Source organism: Vibrio sp. TRT 29B02 (assembly GCF_050113655.1).
GTDB lineage: Bacteria > Pseudomonadota > Gammaproteobacteria > Enterobacterales > Vibrionaceae > Vibrio.
Genome location: NZ_JBNJOJ010000001.1, coordinates 176,164 through 191,387 on the forward strand (window position 1 = coordinate 176,164; position 15,224 = coordinate 191,387).

The 15,224-nt window shown below is 44.5% G+C and carries 14 protein-coding genes; 9 read left to right on the top strand and 5 right to left on the bottom strand.

Features of this window, described 5'->3' with window-relative positions:
- Positions 1 to 364: 364 nt before the first annotated feature.
- The 5 genes from ACQEXT_RS00760 to ACQEXT_RS00780 all read left to right on the top strand — a co-directional run bounded on the left by ACQEXT_RS00760 (position 365) and on the right by ACQEXT_RS00780 (position 3,383).
- Positions 365 to 1,195, top strand: a complete 831-nt coding sequence (locus ACQEXT_RS00760) for a DUF6279 family lipoprotein (RefSeq protein ID WP_426950167.1) — start codon at positions 365 to 367, stop codon at positions 1,193 to 1,195.
- 87 nt (positions 1,196 to 1,282) lie between these two features.
- On the top strand, positions 1,283 to 2,047 hold the full coding sequence (locus tag ACQEXT_RS00765; protein ID WP_426950168.1) for a sulfite exporter TauE/SafE family protein: 765 nt from the start codon (positions 1,283 to 1,285) through the stop codon (positions 2,045 to 2,047).
- Between the two features lie 152 nt (positions 2,048 to 2,199).
- Positions 2,200 to 2,391 (top strand): hypothetical protein, encoded by a 192-nt coding sequence (locus tag ACQEXT_RS00770; RefSeq protein ID WP_138972630.1) that lies wholly within the window; start codon positions 2,200 to 2,202, stop codon positions 2,389 to 2,391.
- Between the two features lie 153 nt (positions 2,392 to 2,544).
- Positions 2,545 to 2,787 carry a hypothetical protein gene (locus ACQEXT_RS00775; RefSeq protein WP_426950170.1) on the top strand — a complete coding sequence of 81 codons (243 nt, stop codon included), beginning with the start codon at positions 2,545 to 2,547 and terminating at the stop codon, positions 2,785 to 2,787.
- Positions 2,788 to 3,200: 413 nt separating this feature from the next.
- The gene (locus ACQEXT_RS00780) at positions 3,201 to 3,383 is read left to right on the top strand and encodes a hypothetical protein (protein WP_426950171.1); all 183 of its coding nucleotides are present in this window, start codon (positions 3,201 to 3,203) and stop codon (positions 3,381 to 3,383) included.
- A 456-nt stretch (positions 3,384 to 3,839) separates the two neighbouring features.
- On the opposite strand, the gene gnd is transcribed toward ACQEXT_RS00780, so the two are convergent.
- The 4 genes from gnd to ACQEXT_RS00800 form a co-directional block, all read right to left on the bottom strand.
- Complete coding sequence (gene gnd, locus ACQEXT_RS00785; protein WP_138972627.1) at positions 3,840 to 5,288, bottom strand: decarboxylating NADP(+)-dependent phosphogluconate dehydrogenase; 1,449 nt, start codon at positions 5,286 to 5,288, stop codon at positions 3,840 to 3,842.
- A 34-nt stretch (positions 5,289 to 5,322) separates the two neighbouring features.
- Entirely contained in the window at positions 5,323 to 6,039 is a 717-nt protein-coding gene (pgl, locus tag ACQEXT_RS00790) for a 6-phosphogluconolactonase (RefSeq protein ID WP_426950172.1), read from the bottom strand.
- On the bottom strand, positions 6,036 to 7,538 hold the full coding sequence (gene zwf / locus ACQEXT_RS00795) for a glucose-6-phosphate dehydrogenase (protein WP_426950295.1): 1,503 nt from the start codon (positions 7,536 to 7,538) through the stop codon (positions 6,036 to 6,038). The genes pgl and zwf overlap by 4 nt, the downstream gene beginning before the upstream one ends.
- 370 nt (positions 7,539 to 7,908) lie before the next feature.
- Entirely contained in the window at positions 7,909 to 10,785 is a 2,877-nt protein-coding gene (locus tag ACQEXT_RS00800) for an HD domain-containing phosphohydrolase (protein WP_426950173.1), read from the bottom strand.
- 181 nt (positions 10,786 to 10,966) lie between these two features.
- Between ACQEXT_RS00800 and ACQEXT_RS00805 the strand changes: the two genes are divergently transcribed.
- From ACQEXT_RS00805 to ACQEXT_RS00820, 4 genes are all read left to right on the top strand, one after another.
- Positions 10,967 to 11,710 (top strand): phosphatase, encoded by a 744-nt coding sequence (locus tag ACQEXT_RS00805; protein ID WP_426950175.1) that lies wholly within the window; start codon positions 10,967 to 10,969, stop codon positions 11,708 to 11,710.
- A gap of 82 nt (positions 11,711 to 11,792) precedes the next feature.
- A complete protein-coding gene (locus ACQEXT_RS00810; protein WP_426950177.1) occupies positions 11,793 to 12,176 on the top strand; it encodes a cytochrome b562 in 384 nt (127 codons plus the stop codon).
- 120 nt (positions 12,177 to 12,296) lie between these two features.
- Entirely contained in the window at positions 12,297 to 12,671 is a 375-nt protein-coding gene (locus tag ACQEXT_RS00815; protein ID WP_331427293.1) for a hypothetical protein, read from the top strand.
- A gap of 97 nt (positions 12,672 to 12,768) precedes the next feature.
- The gene (locus ACQEXT_RS00820) at positions 12,769 to 14,235 is read left to right on the top strand and encodes a PepSY-associated TM helix domain-containing protein (RefSeq protein WP_426950178.1); all 1,467 of its coding nucleotides are present in this window, start codon (positions 12,769 to 12,771) and stop codon (positions 14,233 to 14,235) included.
- A gap of 48 nt (positions 14,236 to 14,283) precedes the next feature.
- On the opposite strand, the gene ACQEXT_RS00825 is transcribed toward ACQEXT_RS00820, so the two are convergent.
- Positions 14,284 to 15,198 carry a LysR family transcriptional regulator gene (locus tag ACQEXT_RS00825; protein ID WP_426950180.1) on the bottom strand — a complete coding sequence of 305 codons (915 nt, stop codon included), beginning with the start codon at positions 15,196 to 15,198 and terminating at the stop codon, positions 14,284 to 14,286.
- Positions 15,199 to 15,224: the final 26 nt, after the last annotated feature.

Below are 15,224 nucleotides of genomic sequence, written 5' to 3' on the forward strand. Positions count from 1 at the left end.
CAAATAGATTACGCTTCGAAGGGTAAGAAGTCTGTCAGGCAATGTAAGATTAATCCTAGTTTCCGTAAAACTTACCTTTACGTTACTAACCGTTAGGAAACAGTGTGAAAAAATGCCCTATTTGCTGGCACGATTGTCACGTTAAAGTGATGGGATAGTGGTTGCCGTCTTATCGCGACTCTGGACAAAAACAAATCGGTGCATGAGGCAATTGGTAATCACAACAGATTGTTTTTATTATAATGACAGTAGAAATGATCCAAGTTGGTCTCGAAGTTGCTAGATAGATTACCGCAGACACAGAGGAAGATTGTGTCTATGGTAATAATAATGGCTCTAGCAGTGCGTTGCGTAGGAAGAAGCAATGAAAAAACTCGCATTACTATTGGTAATTTGTTTGTCCCTAATCGGTTGTAGCTCTAAGTTTGTCTACAACAACATGGATTGGTTGTTGCTGGAGTATTTAGATGACTATGTTGAGTTAAACGATGAACAGGAAGAGTTAGTGAGTCAGAAGGTGGCGGTTCTTAGTGAATGGCACCGACGTGAAGAAATCCCTAATTATATCGAGCATCTTGATGAGCTTATCGAGATAGAACCGAGCACATTTACACTGCAACAACTCGAACAGCAAGAGATAAAGTTTCACAACCATTCTCAGCGTCTTGTGACGAGAGTTGCACCCGAACTGTATTCTGTTGCGCGTGAGTTGTCTGACAGTCAAGTCGGACAGCTTATGGACAGTATTCGTGTTCGTCATACCAAATACAAAAAAAAATACCAGCCACTGAGTGAACCAGAAGTAAAACAACGTTACCGAGAGCGAATAGAAGAGAATCTCGAAACATGGATAGGTGATCTCACCGACCAACAGCAAAGCTTGCTCGATGAATGGGTGGCAGCGCTTTACGTCACATCACATGACTGGATTGATCATCAGACCAAGATGCGCATAGAGATGAACGCATTACTGACCCATCGACTTGATATCAACAAGTTTCAACCAGAGTTTAACAAGCTAATGTTCAATCCTGATAGCTTCTATGCGCCAGAGTTGGAACAGAAAATCGACCACAATAAACAGATCGCGAATCAGTACTTGGTCAAAGTCATCAACACCATGACCACAAAGCAGACTCAATACTACCGAGATGAGTTACGGGACTGGAAAGCAATCGCGTTAGATATTCAGTAGCTTGAGCACAAAATTTACTCATCTCTATTTGTTCAATGGAAAGAGCAGGTTAGAGTAGTTAACCCCTAGTAAAAACTCGTAACCAAAATGGAATGGATTCTACTATTTGGCGCTGGTGTTCTGGGCGGTATACTTAACAGCATTGCGGGCGGTGGAAGCTTTATCACGTTTCCTGCACTCATGTTTGTTGGTGTACCTCCTGTGATTGCTAATGCGACCAATACCTTCGCGGCATGCGCCGGTTATATCAGCGGTGCCTACGGATTTCGTCAGGACATCGCTCAGTCGGCTAGTGCATTGAAATCAATGATCTTCTTCAGTCTCCTTGGCGGCGCCATTGGAGCTTACTTGCTTCTGAGTGTGTCTGAGCAGCAGTTTTTGGTCGCCATACCATGGCTGCTATTGTTTGCTACCTTGCTATTTGTTTTTGGCAATAAAATCAGTCATTGGGTCAGTCAAGCGGCGAGAACGGCGTCGCTGAGTCCGATATGGGCGGTCATCTCCATTACGTTGTTATTGATTCTGGTTTCCGCATATGGGGGATTCTTCAATGCTGGGCTGGGCGTTATCGTCCTCAGCTACTTAGTCTTGGCCGGACATAACGATATCAACCAGATGAACGGCCTGAAGTTGCTTATCTCTTCATGTGTTTCAATTATTGCCATTGTCGTGTTCGTTCTAGATGGCGCGATTGATTGGCCTAGAGGCTTTGCTGTGATGTTAGGAACGCTTTCGGGGGGCTATGTTGCCGCTCGTGTATCGCGAAAAGTGGAGCAGGTTTACGTGAAAGGGTTTGTCGCCTTGTCGAGCATAGTGATGACCGTCTATTTCTTTGTTGATGTCTATTGGTAACGCGTCGACTAGCTCATTGCGGAGTGTCACATACCGAGTTATTTTGAGTTTGATTTAGGTTTATTTAGCTTACATTACGGCATAATGAATTGGTCAAAACATGGCCGATTAATGTTTTAGCCATGTCCCTTTGTTGATACTTAGGAGGCGTTATGAACAGAAAACTAGGCAGAGTAATGTCAAGCAGTCGCATGATTACCTTCATCGCATTTCTTGCCGCGACGTTTGCATGGATCCTGAGCATGCCAGCTCTTTTTACCGTGTCGGTGATCGCACTGATTGCCAGTTTTGCTCTCTATGTCACCGATAAGTTCAAAGGAAACGATAAACAGAAGAGCGCCTAATGGCGCTCTTGCCGTTTCCATTTTGGAAAGGATGTCTTTCCCAAGTTCATGAACCATGTGTAATACAATACTTGTAGGAGATAAATAAAAGGAGGTTATTCACTTTGCCTTACACAAAGCCAGCACTGTACTGGCCTAGAGGATAAAACATATATGCTCACATACTACTCACCCATCGCCTTTGAAAAAACACCGCTAATTGATGAAAGAGATCTGTTTATTGCGTCTAATGTTCAGTCGTTGGAAGATTTCTTAAAAACGGAGTTATCCGGAGGTCGGCATATCTATTGCTCTTTCTCTCAATCACACCTCGATTGGAGTGTCATAAGGAACATCAAACATCGCGAGATAAAAAGCATCGGCTTTGTCGATGGTCAAACTTTGGTTCGTCGATAAACGGTTTGATACGACTTATATCTACAGTACCTCTCAACGCTGGGAGGTATGGCTCTATTTACCTTATCCGATTTTCGACGTATTCTCCTCTTCTCAATCCTTAGCTATTGCGCCAATCTTTGCAATTTACCGTGTACAGTTATCAAATTAGAGACGTTGGTTAAATTAACATAAAAATAATTTCAAAGATTTAGATAAAAGCATTCTAATTAGTCCTATTGGGTTATTAAGGTTAATTATTGCTGTGTTAATATAAATTAACTAAAGTTAATCATGAACTTTATGGTAGCCTTAAGTCCGAATGAAATTTTTTATGTCATTTCTTTGAATTGTATTTCTTTATTTTGAATTATATTTCTTTATAAAGATATGGTATAAATTATCTCAATTAATCTCACTTTTCTGGTGACTGTATGAACGGAATGAAGTTTAGTGAAATAAAATCAGAGTTGGAAGGACTCAATGACCATCAGCTCCGAAACATCAAGCACGAAGTTGACAAAATCCTGAGTGAAATGGAGAAGTCCGGGCAATTACTCTCAGATGAAGAGCTGGATTTCATCAGTGAGCTTTATAAGGATGAAAATTACTATTAGTCGTACGTTTGACAGGGACTTTGCACCAACTCATCCATCAGCCTCTTACATCGAGATCCACTGGGATTCGCTGCCAACCATTGATGCTTGCTCTTATCCTACAATCCACCAATAGTTTAGTGCCTTTTATCTTTGAACTACGCAATAGCTAGTATTCGTACGGAACAAGGGCATGAATAGGGAACGCTTGACGGATATATTTTAAATCGATAGTTTATCGATAAATATCGTTATTAGTTTGCAATGATTTATTAATAAAAAAAGCCAATAATATACCTAATAAAGCAATATTCTATTTTCTTTCCTTTTTATTTGCGCATATGGCATTTTGATAAGTGATTGTTTTGCATTAATTATAGTAGTGAATTAGTGAGTAATGATGAATTCGCTGGATGAACCGATAATAAAAAAGCCGATTTGATTACCAAATCGGCTTTGCGGCAAATTTAACTTAGATTACACATCGTAAGTTGTAGAGGCTGTATCGCCGCCTGTACCAGTCCAGTTAGTGTGGAAGAACTCACCACGTGGACGGTCAATGCGTTCGTAGGTGTGAGCACCGAAGTAGTCACGCTGCGCTTGCAGAAGGTTAGCTGGCAGGCGAGCTGTTGTATAACCGTCTAGGAAAGAGAGAGCAGAGATGGTACAAGGCATTGGGATACCCGCTTCCAATGATTTTGCTGCAACTTTACGCCAAGCGCTTAGGCTATTTTGTAGAATGCCTTTGAAGTAATCGTCTGAACCTAGGAACGCGATGTCAGGGTTCGCTTCATAAGCATCACGGATGTTACCTAGGAAAGCAGAACGGATGATACAACCGCCACGCCACATTAGCGCTACGTTACCGTAATTTAACTCCCAGCCGTTCTCGTTTGACGCTTCACGCATTAGCATAAAGCCTTGAGCGTAAGAGATGATCTTAGACGCAAGTAAAGCTTGGCGAAGTGCATCAACCCACTCTTGCTTATCCCCTTCTACTGGTGTGATAGTTTTGCCGAATAAAGATTCTGCTTCAACACGCTGATCTTTTAGCGCAGATAGGCAGCGAGAGAAAACGGATTCAGAGATTAGCGTCAGTGGAATGCCTAGGTCTAGTGCGTTGATACCCGTCCATTTACCGGTACCTTTTTGACCAGCAGTGTCTAGGATCTTCTCTACTAGAGGCTCACCGTCTTCGTCTTTGTAGCCTAGGATATCAGCCGTGATTTCTACTAGGTAGCTATCCAATTCGGTTTTGTTCCACTCAGCGAATACCGCTTGCATCTCGTCAGCAGACATACCTAAGCCATCTTTCATGAACTGGTACGCTTCAGTGATAAGCTGCATGTCGCCGTATTCGATACCGTTGTGAACCATTTTAACGAAGTGGCCAGCACCGTCGTTACCAACCCAGTCACAACAAGGCTCGCCCGCGTCAGTTTTAGCAGAGATGCTTTGGAAGATAGGTTTTACCGCTTCCCATGCTTCAGGAGAACCACCCGGCATGATCGAAGGTCCAAAACGAGCACCTTCTTCACCACCAGAAACACCTGTACCGATAAAGTGAATGCCTTTTTCACGTAGTGCAGCAACACGGCGGTTAGTGTCTGGGTAGTTGGTGTTACCACCATCAATGATGATGTCACCTTTCTCAAGAAGTGGTGCTAGCGCTTCGATAAATGTATCTACAACTTCACCTGCACGTACCATGAGCATCACTTTACGCGGTGTTTCTAGTTTCTCAACTAGCTCTTCTAGTGAATAAGCACCAATGATGTTAGTACCTTTCGCTGGGCCTTCTAGGAACTCGTCTACTTTCGCAGCAGTACGGTTGTGAGCAACCACTTTGAAACCATGGTCGTTCATGTTTAGGATAAGGTTTTGCCCCATTACTGCTAGGCCAATTACACCGATATCACCTTTCATTATTTCTCTCCAATTTTCTATTTACGCGCTCGCATTACGCGATTTTTGCTGCTGCGTCTGAATCTAAGTACCATTCCGTTAGACCAGTTTTTGACTGGATTTTTGATGCTGGATAAGGCAGCTCATTCGCCGGAGTAGTATGAATTTCGTTTACAATGTCAACTTTGCCTGCACCAAGTACGAGGTAGCTGATGCGTTTCGCTGCTTCCAACACTTTTGCGGTTTTTGAAACGCGAATTTGTCCTGACTCAGGGTGAGAGGCAAGCACAGATAAGTTCTCATCCTGGTAATTTGTTTGATTTGGGAACAGGGATGCAGTGTGACCATCTGCCCCAACGCCGAGTAGAATCCAGTCAAACACAGGAGTGCCATTTTCACATGGAATCACGGCAGCCATTTCTTCAGCAAAGCGTTTTGCTTCAACGGCTGGCTCATCTTCGCCGCGAATACGGTGGATGTTTTCGCGAGGAAGATTGACTTGGCTAAACAGTAAGGCGTTGGCCTCGCCATAGTTGCTTTCTACATCGTCTGGTGCGACACAGCGCTCATCACCCCACCAGAAGTGCAGGTTGTTCCATTGAATGGATGTCGCGTAAGTGTCACTTGCCAATAGTTTAAATAGCATCTTCGGCGTGCTACCGCCAGAGAGTGAAATATGGACAGGTCGGCCAAGTTCGCTATAGGCTTTCATGTCGTCAGCTAAGCTTGCCACCACTTGTTCAGCGGTTGGAAAAATCTTGTGATTAATCATAGTTCACAGTAATCCGTGTCAGTTAAGTTTTTACAAGGGAAGCGCCATGCACGATTGTCACGTTGCAGTAAGTCATCAGACTCTTTTGGTCCCCATGTACCACAAGCGTAACCAAATAGAGCTTGTGGGTCTTGTTTGAAGTCTAGAATCGGTTGAACGTATTTCCAGCACGCTTCGACCGCATCGCTACGAGCAAACAGCGTCGCATCACCGTTTAGTGCATCAAGCAGTAAACGCTCATAGGCCGTCAGCATTTGCGTTTCTTGCAGAGAAGCATAATGAAAGTTCATTTTCACTTCTTTGGCATGGAAACCCGCGCCTGGTTCTTTTAAACCAAAGCTCATTTGGATGCCTTCGTCTGGCTGAATACGAATGATCAGTTTGTTTTCTGGCGCATTTTGACCAAACACTGGGTGCGGTGTCTGTTTGAAATGGATAACCACTTCCGTGACACGTGTTGGGAGACGCTTACCTGTGCGGACATAGAAAGGCACGCCATTCCAACGCCAGTTGTTGATGTACGCTTTCAGGCCAACGTAAGTCTCAGTGCGCGAATCTTCGGCAACACCTGGCTCATTACGGTAGCTTGGTAAAAATTCACCACGTACATCCGATTCAGTGTACTGACCAAGAACGAGGTTGTTACGTAGATCGTCTTCTTCAAGCGGTTTTAGACACTGAAGAACTTTAACCACTTCATCACGCATTGAGTCTGCATTGATTTGTGCCGGTGGTTCCATACCGACCATAGCAAGGACTTGCAGCAAGTGGTTTTGGAACATATCACGAACAGCGCCCGAGCCGTCGTAGTAGCCACCACGCTCTTCCACACCGAGGAATTCCGCGCCTGTGATTTCAACATAGTCGATGAAGTTGCGATTCCACAATGGTTCAAACATTGCGTTGGAGAAGCGGAATACCAATAAGTTCTGTACTGTTTCTTTACCTAGGTAATGGTCAATACGGTAGATTTGGTGCTCTTGGAAGTGCTCATGAATTTCTTTATCGAGTTTTCGCGCAGAAGCCAGATCATAGCCAAACGGTTTTTCGATGATTAGGCGTTTCCAACCGTCATCTTCATTGTTCAAACCGTGTGCAGCAAGGCTGGCTGGAATGATGCTGTATAGGCTTGGTGGCGTTGCTAGGTAGAATAGCGTATTGCGTTGCTCGAACTGATAATGGTCTGCCAATTGGTTGAGACGCGACGACAGTTTAGAGTAATCAGAAGTATCCGAGGTGTTGATCGCTTGGTAATGCAGATGGTTGATAAAAGCATCTAATGTTGCTGGCTCAGTTTTCTCCATTTCCTGAAGAGAACGTTTTAGCTTTTCACGGTAAGACTCATCGCTGTATTCCGTACGACTTACGCCGAGGATAGCGAAGTTCTCAGGCAGCTGTTTGTTTGAGTAAAGGTGATATAAAGCAGGGATCAACTTACGATAGGTTAAGTCGCCCGAAGCACCAAAAATAACGATGCTGCTGTTTTCTGGTATTACCATCATCTTTCCCTTAGAAACGAGGTAGTTAGCATGTGCCTAGGAGGTTGGCATTTAAGTAGACCAACCCTATCAACGACACCTCAAATTATAAAACTGGTCTTGCCTATTAAACTGATAGGCAAAAGCCAATAAAGCGTGCCAATTCTTTCATTTGTCAGCGGGGCTGACGCCAAAAAACGGAGCTCAATGCTCAGATGGCAGCGTATTGTCTATGACTCTTTGATATACATCAACCTTTGAGAGGGCAATCGATTAAATATTGACTCATTGGTGAGCTAACTTGTTGAAAGTTATAGCTAGAGCATGATTTTGCGTTTCGAGATAAAAATGACGCATTTACTCTAATTTGGTTCGCAAATTGTTGGAGTGTTTAGAAATGGGATTTTAGGAAGCTTTTCACTCTTTTGATATGTGCTCCACGGTCAATCTCACCCAACTGATTTGGTGATAAAAACATCTCTGCGTATTGTTGATCGATGTGTTGTTCAAGAAAAATCAGATATAGCTTAGGATCAATGTGTCCCGTTGTTGCCATCTCCGTCATGATTTCTAAAGATTCAGATAGAGTTTTGGCTTTTTTGTACGGCCTATTGCTTGAAGTCAGAGCTTCAAAGACATCGGCAATCGCCATAACACGTGCGGGAATGGATAGTTGTTCTTGGAATAAACCTTTTGGATAACCTTTGCCATCCATTCGCTCATGATGTCCTCCTGCGATTTCAGGAATATTTTTGAGATGGTCCGGGTAGGGAAGACGATTGAGCATCATGATGGTCTGAATGATATGGTCATTGATAATAAAGCGCTCTTCATCGTTCAGGGTCCCTCTCTGGATGGAGAGGTTATAGAGTTCGCCACGATTGTACTTGTAATCGCCTGGTACCAATACAAACTCCTCTTGCCAAAAATCCTGTGGTTTAGTGTTACTCTGCCACTCAATGAGATGCACTTGTTTGTCGGCGAGGATTGACTCTTCAACGGGTAAATCGCTAGGCTTTCCGGCACGTTGTTTTTCTATCCATGAGACACCAGCTTGGTCATCTAACGTCCTTGTCCATTTATAGGCACTGATTTTCTTGAGGCGTTCTAGAGCATCCTGACTCATGTTTTCACCACCGATATTACATTCAGCAATGAAGTAAAAGTCATCATCAAGTTGCTGTTGTTTACGGGTCAACGTTTCTTTCAACTGCTTGTCGTCTCCCCCCGCAGATAGCGCTTTCCAATAGTCGATTTCAGCTTGCGCTTTGAGCAATTCAAAACGCATCCGGACTTCGTGGATCCGATCGTATATGGTTTCCAATTTCGTCGCTTTGTCTATTACGTATTCTGGCGTGGTGACTTTACCGCAATCATGAAGCCAAGAGGCGAGATGCAACTCTTCCCATTGCTGTTTCGACATCTTAAACAGCGGAAAATAGCTGTTATCTTGCTCGGTAGCCTTAACCAGCATTTCAGTCAGTTTAGGGATACGCTGACAGTGACTACCGGTGTACGGCGATTTGGTATCAATGGCAGAAGCAATCAGCTCAACAAACGCGGTGAGCATCTCTTTTTGTTGTTCGATACGGTCGATATTCTCTTTTGCCAATGCGCCAAAACTGAGCAGTTCATTGAGGAATGCGTGTTTATCTGATTGATCAGGGGTGATGGCTCGTTCATAACCAAGTAGCAGTACACCGATCAGTTCATGAGTCCGATTGTGGAGTGGGAACAGGTAAATGTCGGAGTTATAGAGGATTTCTCTGTACTTCGCCAGTACGTTATCTTCGCGGTTGAGATGGACAATATCGCCTTTTGCTAAGTCGGTGCTGACCCAAGGTGTGGATTGGATCAACTGATTGATATCGATTTTGAACGGAATAATGGCTTGGTTTGCTGATGGTAGCAGCGAATTTGTTTTGTCATCGCGAGTAAAGAGAACGATAGTTTCTGCCTTGGTGACTAAAAAACTTTGATGGGCGATCGTTTTAGCGAGTACTGCGAAATCTTGATTGCTGGCGGTATCTCGAAGCAGCATGAGTAAATCATAGAGTGTATGCTCCATCAACTCGATAGATTGAGTGAGGTTGGCCACTTCTTTGATGACACTTTTGGTGTAACGAGTCTTTTTAAAATCAAAACGGGCGATGTTGTCGGTCTGCCTCACTAATGCCTGAAGCGGGTTAGCCAAACGTTGTACCACTAACCAAACGACAACAAAGCTCATCAGCAACATTGCGACCGCGACTCGAACTTGCTTATCTCGCATTGACAGCAATGAAGAGAGCAAATCATCTTGAGGTGTCGCTTCAGCGAGTAACAAGCGGGTTTTGTTGTTTAAGCTAACCGGCGTTAACGTCACTGACCAATTCTGGTCATCGTGCTCAAGCGTTTCGTAAATGATTTGACTCGAACTACGGTTGATGACGGTTCTAAATACGCTGTCTTTGAGTAAATCAACACTGGGGCGGCCGTCGTCACTCTGTTCTATGCCAACATTGTGATGGGCCAATATGTTGAATTTATTGTCAAATAGAGTCAGCTTGGTATTTTCCGAATGTCCCATTCGACTGATTTGTTCAGACAGCGAAGTTAAGGTGAAATCTGCTCCAACGACACTCTGACCATCCGGCGAACGACGTGATAGTGTAACTCCGTTGGTCTTCAGGAAGTAAAAAAAATATGGCTCAGTGAGTCGTATTTCGCCATCTAGGTCTGCATTGGAGAACCACGGACGAGTGCGTGGATCAAACTTATTGTCATTGCTTTGGCGCTGTCCAACATTGCGGAAACTGCCATCAAGGAAGGTAAAACGATTGAGACCAGACGGATTGGTCGTGTTGATCATCAGCGCGGCTTTGTCTGGTGCATCAAATCGTTCTCGGTCGCCATTGGTTCTAAGGGCGCGAATCAGTGTGAGGTCACCAGAATCGTTAGCATAGAAAAGTGCGACGACTCCTGGGTTGCGTTGAAAAATCAAATGGAGGGAGGCGAGGAAAAGTTGATGTTTTTCAGGTGCCTGATGGTCATCAATTGATCTACTCATCGCCATAAAATCGAGAGTGGTAAGAATCGGCCCCGCTTTGACCTGGAACGTTGATTCCAGCTGTCGAGCGTTTTCACTGCTGAGTTCTTTCGCACTTCCGGTTAACAAATCCTGAGCATGTCGGTAACTGATGGCAATAAGAACCGAGCCCACTAATGTCGTGAGAACCAGAAATAGAGTAGTGATATGAATACTTAGGGAGTAACGACGCTTTCTCATGATCTGTCCAGTAGCAAGTACATTCTAAGTATTGAACAAACTGGCGATGATGCAAAAAAACTACTTCATATTGATGTTTTTATTATTGAAAGCCTTTAGGAGTGGGTTTCGGTGGACTTAAACAGGGGAGAGTTGATAGGCTAATGTCGTTGTTGAACTGGATGAGAAGTAGCGTCGATTTATGAAACTGGTTATTGATACCCATACTCACACGTACGCAAGTGGGCACGCGTATAGCACTCTGATTGAGAATGCTTGTCTGGCGAAGGAAAATGGTCTAGCGATGTTCTGTACTACAGACCACGCTGAGTCAATGCCTGGTGCACCTCATTATTGGTTCTTCTCTAATCAGCGTGTTTTGCCACGTTTTATTGAAGGGGTGGCGGTGATCCGTGGCGTTGAAGCGAACATTCTCAATATCAACGGAGATATTGATGTTCACCCAACGTCTTACAATAGTCTCGACTGGGTGATCGGCAGTTTTCACGAACCAGTGTTCCATCCGTCGGACAAAGAGACCCATACCCAAGCGCTGATTAATACCATTCAAAGCGGCAATGTCGATGCGTTGGGCCACCTAGGCAATCCGAACTTTGATTTTGATTATGTTCCCGTTCTTGAATGTGCAAAACAGCACAACGTGGCGATTGAAATTAATAATACAACGTTGCGCGGAAATAGCCGCGTTGGCAGTGTCGAACGCTGTCATGAAATCGCTGCTTTGGGCAAAGAAATTGGTGTGTATTTTACCACAGGTAGTGATGCTCATTTCTGTCAGGATGTCGGCGGACTGCAACTTGTATCGGATCTCTTAGATCAAGTGGGCGTTGACAGCCAAAAGGTGATTACTCACTCAGTTGCGCAGTTTTTAGACTTCTTAGCGTTACGTGGTCGCGAGGTTATCGAAGACTTTAAACCGTTATAAGTTGATACAAATTTACGCTCATGTGTGCGGAATAAATTCAGTACACTTTGTCCTCATTTCCCCGAAATAAAGAATAAATACAATGAAAAAATTGGTTCCTGTATTCGCGTTAGTTATGTCAGCTCAAGTGTTTGCGAGTGATTTCGATTTGAAAGCGACCATGAAACAGATGAAAGTCGAGTTCAAACAGGCCGCTCAGGCAGAGGAAATCACCCAAATGAAATCCGCAGTTGCTAATCTCTCGGAGTTAATTGAACAGTCGAAACAGGGTGAATACCCGCCAGAGAAAACCGATCTTTACCTTGAAGGCTTTAATAAGCTTTCTGTTGCGTTGGACTCTATTGAGGCGAAATTAGAGGCTGGTAACTTAGAAGCGGCCAAAGCGGAGTTAAAACGCGTCGATGATTTACGTGTTGAGTATCATGATAAGCGTAATCCAAGCATCTGGAGCAAGCTATTTGGCTAAAAGGCTCAAGGCCATACTGTAAGGGTAAAAAACCATGATCAATGTTAGGTTTTTTATCGTAGGTTACTGAGTTTGTTAGCAGAAGGTTATATATTTGCGCTCTAACTATTGAGAGTGACAATGATCAGAGCGTCTTATTTTAAGCGAAGCATGTTAATCGCAAGTGCCCTTAGCTGGGTGCTTGTGACATTGATGCCTGTTATAAACGCCCATGGTGCCAATGCCGGGGTGTGGGCGACGCTCTGTACGATCAATGGTTTTGAGCTGGTTCAAGTTGAAGAAGGTACGGTAGAAACCCAACACAGCAAACCTTGTCCATTTAGTCACTTTTCCAGTTTTCATCAGGATTCTCTTCCAACCCCCCAACACGCACGAAGATCGACATTAGCGACGATGGATTCGTACACTTATTTGGCTCTAAGTGAACGTTTTCAATTTGCTATCCCACGCGCTCCGCCCGCGGTTCTTTTTTCCAACTTTATCGATATCTCATAATAATTAGGCTTAAAGCCACTAAGTAAAGTTAATGCTCAGCGATTAGCCTCGACATGATTCGAGGTGCGACGCTGTGCGTCTTAAAAAGGAAAATATAATGCTGGGTAGTCAGTTTGAGACTCAACCTAAGGAACACGCACGCTCATCAAAAAGTCAGCAATCCATCGAAAAGAAAAACGCTAAAGCACGCTATTTCCTCGCTTGGCGTTGGCACTTCTATGCTGGCTTATTCGTTATCCCGTTTATGCTAATGCTAAGTCTCACTGGTATAGTGATGCTGTTTGATGATGAGATTGAACATTTTCGTTACGGCGAAATTTTAACGGTTACTCCCCAAGAGACGGTTCAATCTGTGTCGAAGCAGATGCAAGCCGTTATTGCTCAATATCCCAAAGCCAGAGTGACGCAGTTTATCGCGGCTTCAGAAGCGACGGTCGCCAATCGGTTTAACGTTCGATTAGCAGATGGAAAATCATTGTTAGTGGCGGTTAACCCCTACACAGCAGAAGTGTTAGGCGAAATTGATCGCAGCAACAGTTGGTACCAGTTGGCGAACGATATTCACGGAACCTTACTCATTGGAACGTGGGGAGACTACTTGATTGAAGTGTCCGCCAGTTTAGGAATTCTTTTATTGGTATCAGGGATATACCTATGGCTGCCAACAGACAACGCGGCCAAAGCAGGCTTTCTTAAGGTGAGATTAACCAGCGGTACACGTACCATGTTGCGAGATCTTCACGCAAATCTAGGAGGTGTGCTTTCGATTGTGCTGCTGCTATTTTTGCTTTCTGGCCTCGCTTGGGCTGGAGTGTGGGGAGCGAAAATGGTCCAAGGCTGGAACACCTTTCCAACCTATTATACATGGGGTGAAAAGCCACAATCCGTTCAGACTCACGCCAGTTTAAATCATGGAAGTGAAGAAGAGCTGCCTTGGAATCTTGAGCAAACGCCGTTACCACAGTCGCAAAACCATCATGGCGGCCATGAACACAACGAAGTGAGTTATGATGCCAGTAACACGATGGATATCGATAGTGTGATATCTCAGGCGCAGCAACTTGGTTTCAGCCGTTTTAAAGTCTTTTTGCCTCAATCGTCGACAGGTGTCTATACCATTGCGGCGAACTCGATGGCAGGAGATGTGACGGATCCAAGAGAAGACAGAACCACTCATATCGACCAATACAGTGGCAAGGTATTAGTCGATGTGACGTGGCAGGACTACAGCCTAATGGCTAAGTTGATGGCAGTAGGGGTATCCCTCCATCAGGGCGATCTTAGTGTTATCAATAAAGTGCTCAACCTACTGTTCTGTTTGGCATTCATCGCGATTTCAATCACGGGTGCGGTGATGTGGTGGTTACGACGTCCAAGTAAACAGAACAAGTTGGGGGTGCCAGCGCGTTTTGAACAAGAAGGTACTTGGAAGGTGGGGCTGGCGTCCGTTGTGGTGATCAGCCTCTGCTTCCCATTGGCAGGGGTAACGATTATTGCGACCTTGTTGTTTGATGCATTTGTCGTCAGCAGAAGTACCAGACTGCGCGAATACTTAGCGTGTTAGTCGCGATGAGTTGATGGATACCGCTCTGAGGCTCTCCTCAGGGCGGTATTATTTTTGACTCAGTTGCTCGGTCATATAGTCGATGAATCCACGTAAACGAGCGGGCATGTACTTGGTTTGTGGGTACTGAATTGCTATTGCCCCGTGATAGTTGCTTTTGATTGTCCAGTCTGGCAAGACTGGAACGACTTGGTTTTGCGCAATCGCATCGGCGATAACAAAATCATGGAAGATGCCGATACCAAGTGCATTCTTAACCCCTGTCAATCGCATTTGTGAGTGGTTAACTGCGTAGCGTCCGCTAACGGGTACTGAGTGGTACTCGTCTTCTTTAAAAAAGTCCCAGATATGATCACGGTCGGTTTCTGCTAGGTACAAACAGTCATGTTTTACCAGCTCTGTTGGGTGGGTTGGCATCCCTCGCTGTTCGACATATTCAGGGCTTGCACACAGCACTAAGTTAGTTTTACTCACTTCTCTCAATACCAAATTCTCATCTGGCTTATCGGTGAGTTTGAAAGCGACATCAATTCCATCGCGGATCAAATCTATTTCGCCATCGGCAGCGCGGAGTTTGAGCTGAATGTGCGGGTATTGCTTGAGAAAAGGCACAACGTGAGGCTGAAGCACCGAGTATAAGAACGCTTCGGGTGCTGCAACGGTCAACGCCCCCGACATTTCTTGATGATCTGAAGTCGAAAGTTCAACGGCTTGCTTGGCGGCGTTAACCATAACCATTGCCTGATCATAAACCTGTTGACCTGAGCGGGTAATGATCAGCTTGCGCGTCGTACGTTCAAACAGTTTCACCGATAGAGAGGTCTCCAATCGAGTCACCAGTTTACTTAGCGCTGAAGGCGTCACCTCAAGCTGTTTCGCCGCAGCGGTAAAGCTTCCTTCGTCAACGATTAAAATAAAACTCGCTAAGTCAGGGAGTAGGGCGATCAGTTTGGTGTTTTTCATAGTGGAGTGTGTTAATGGCAATGATG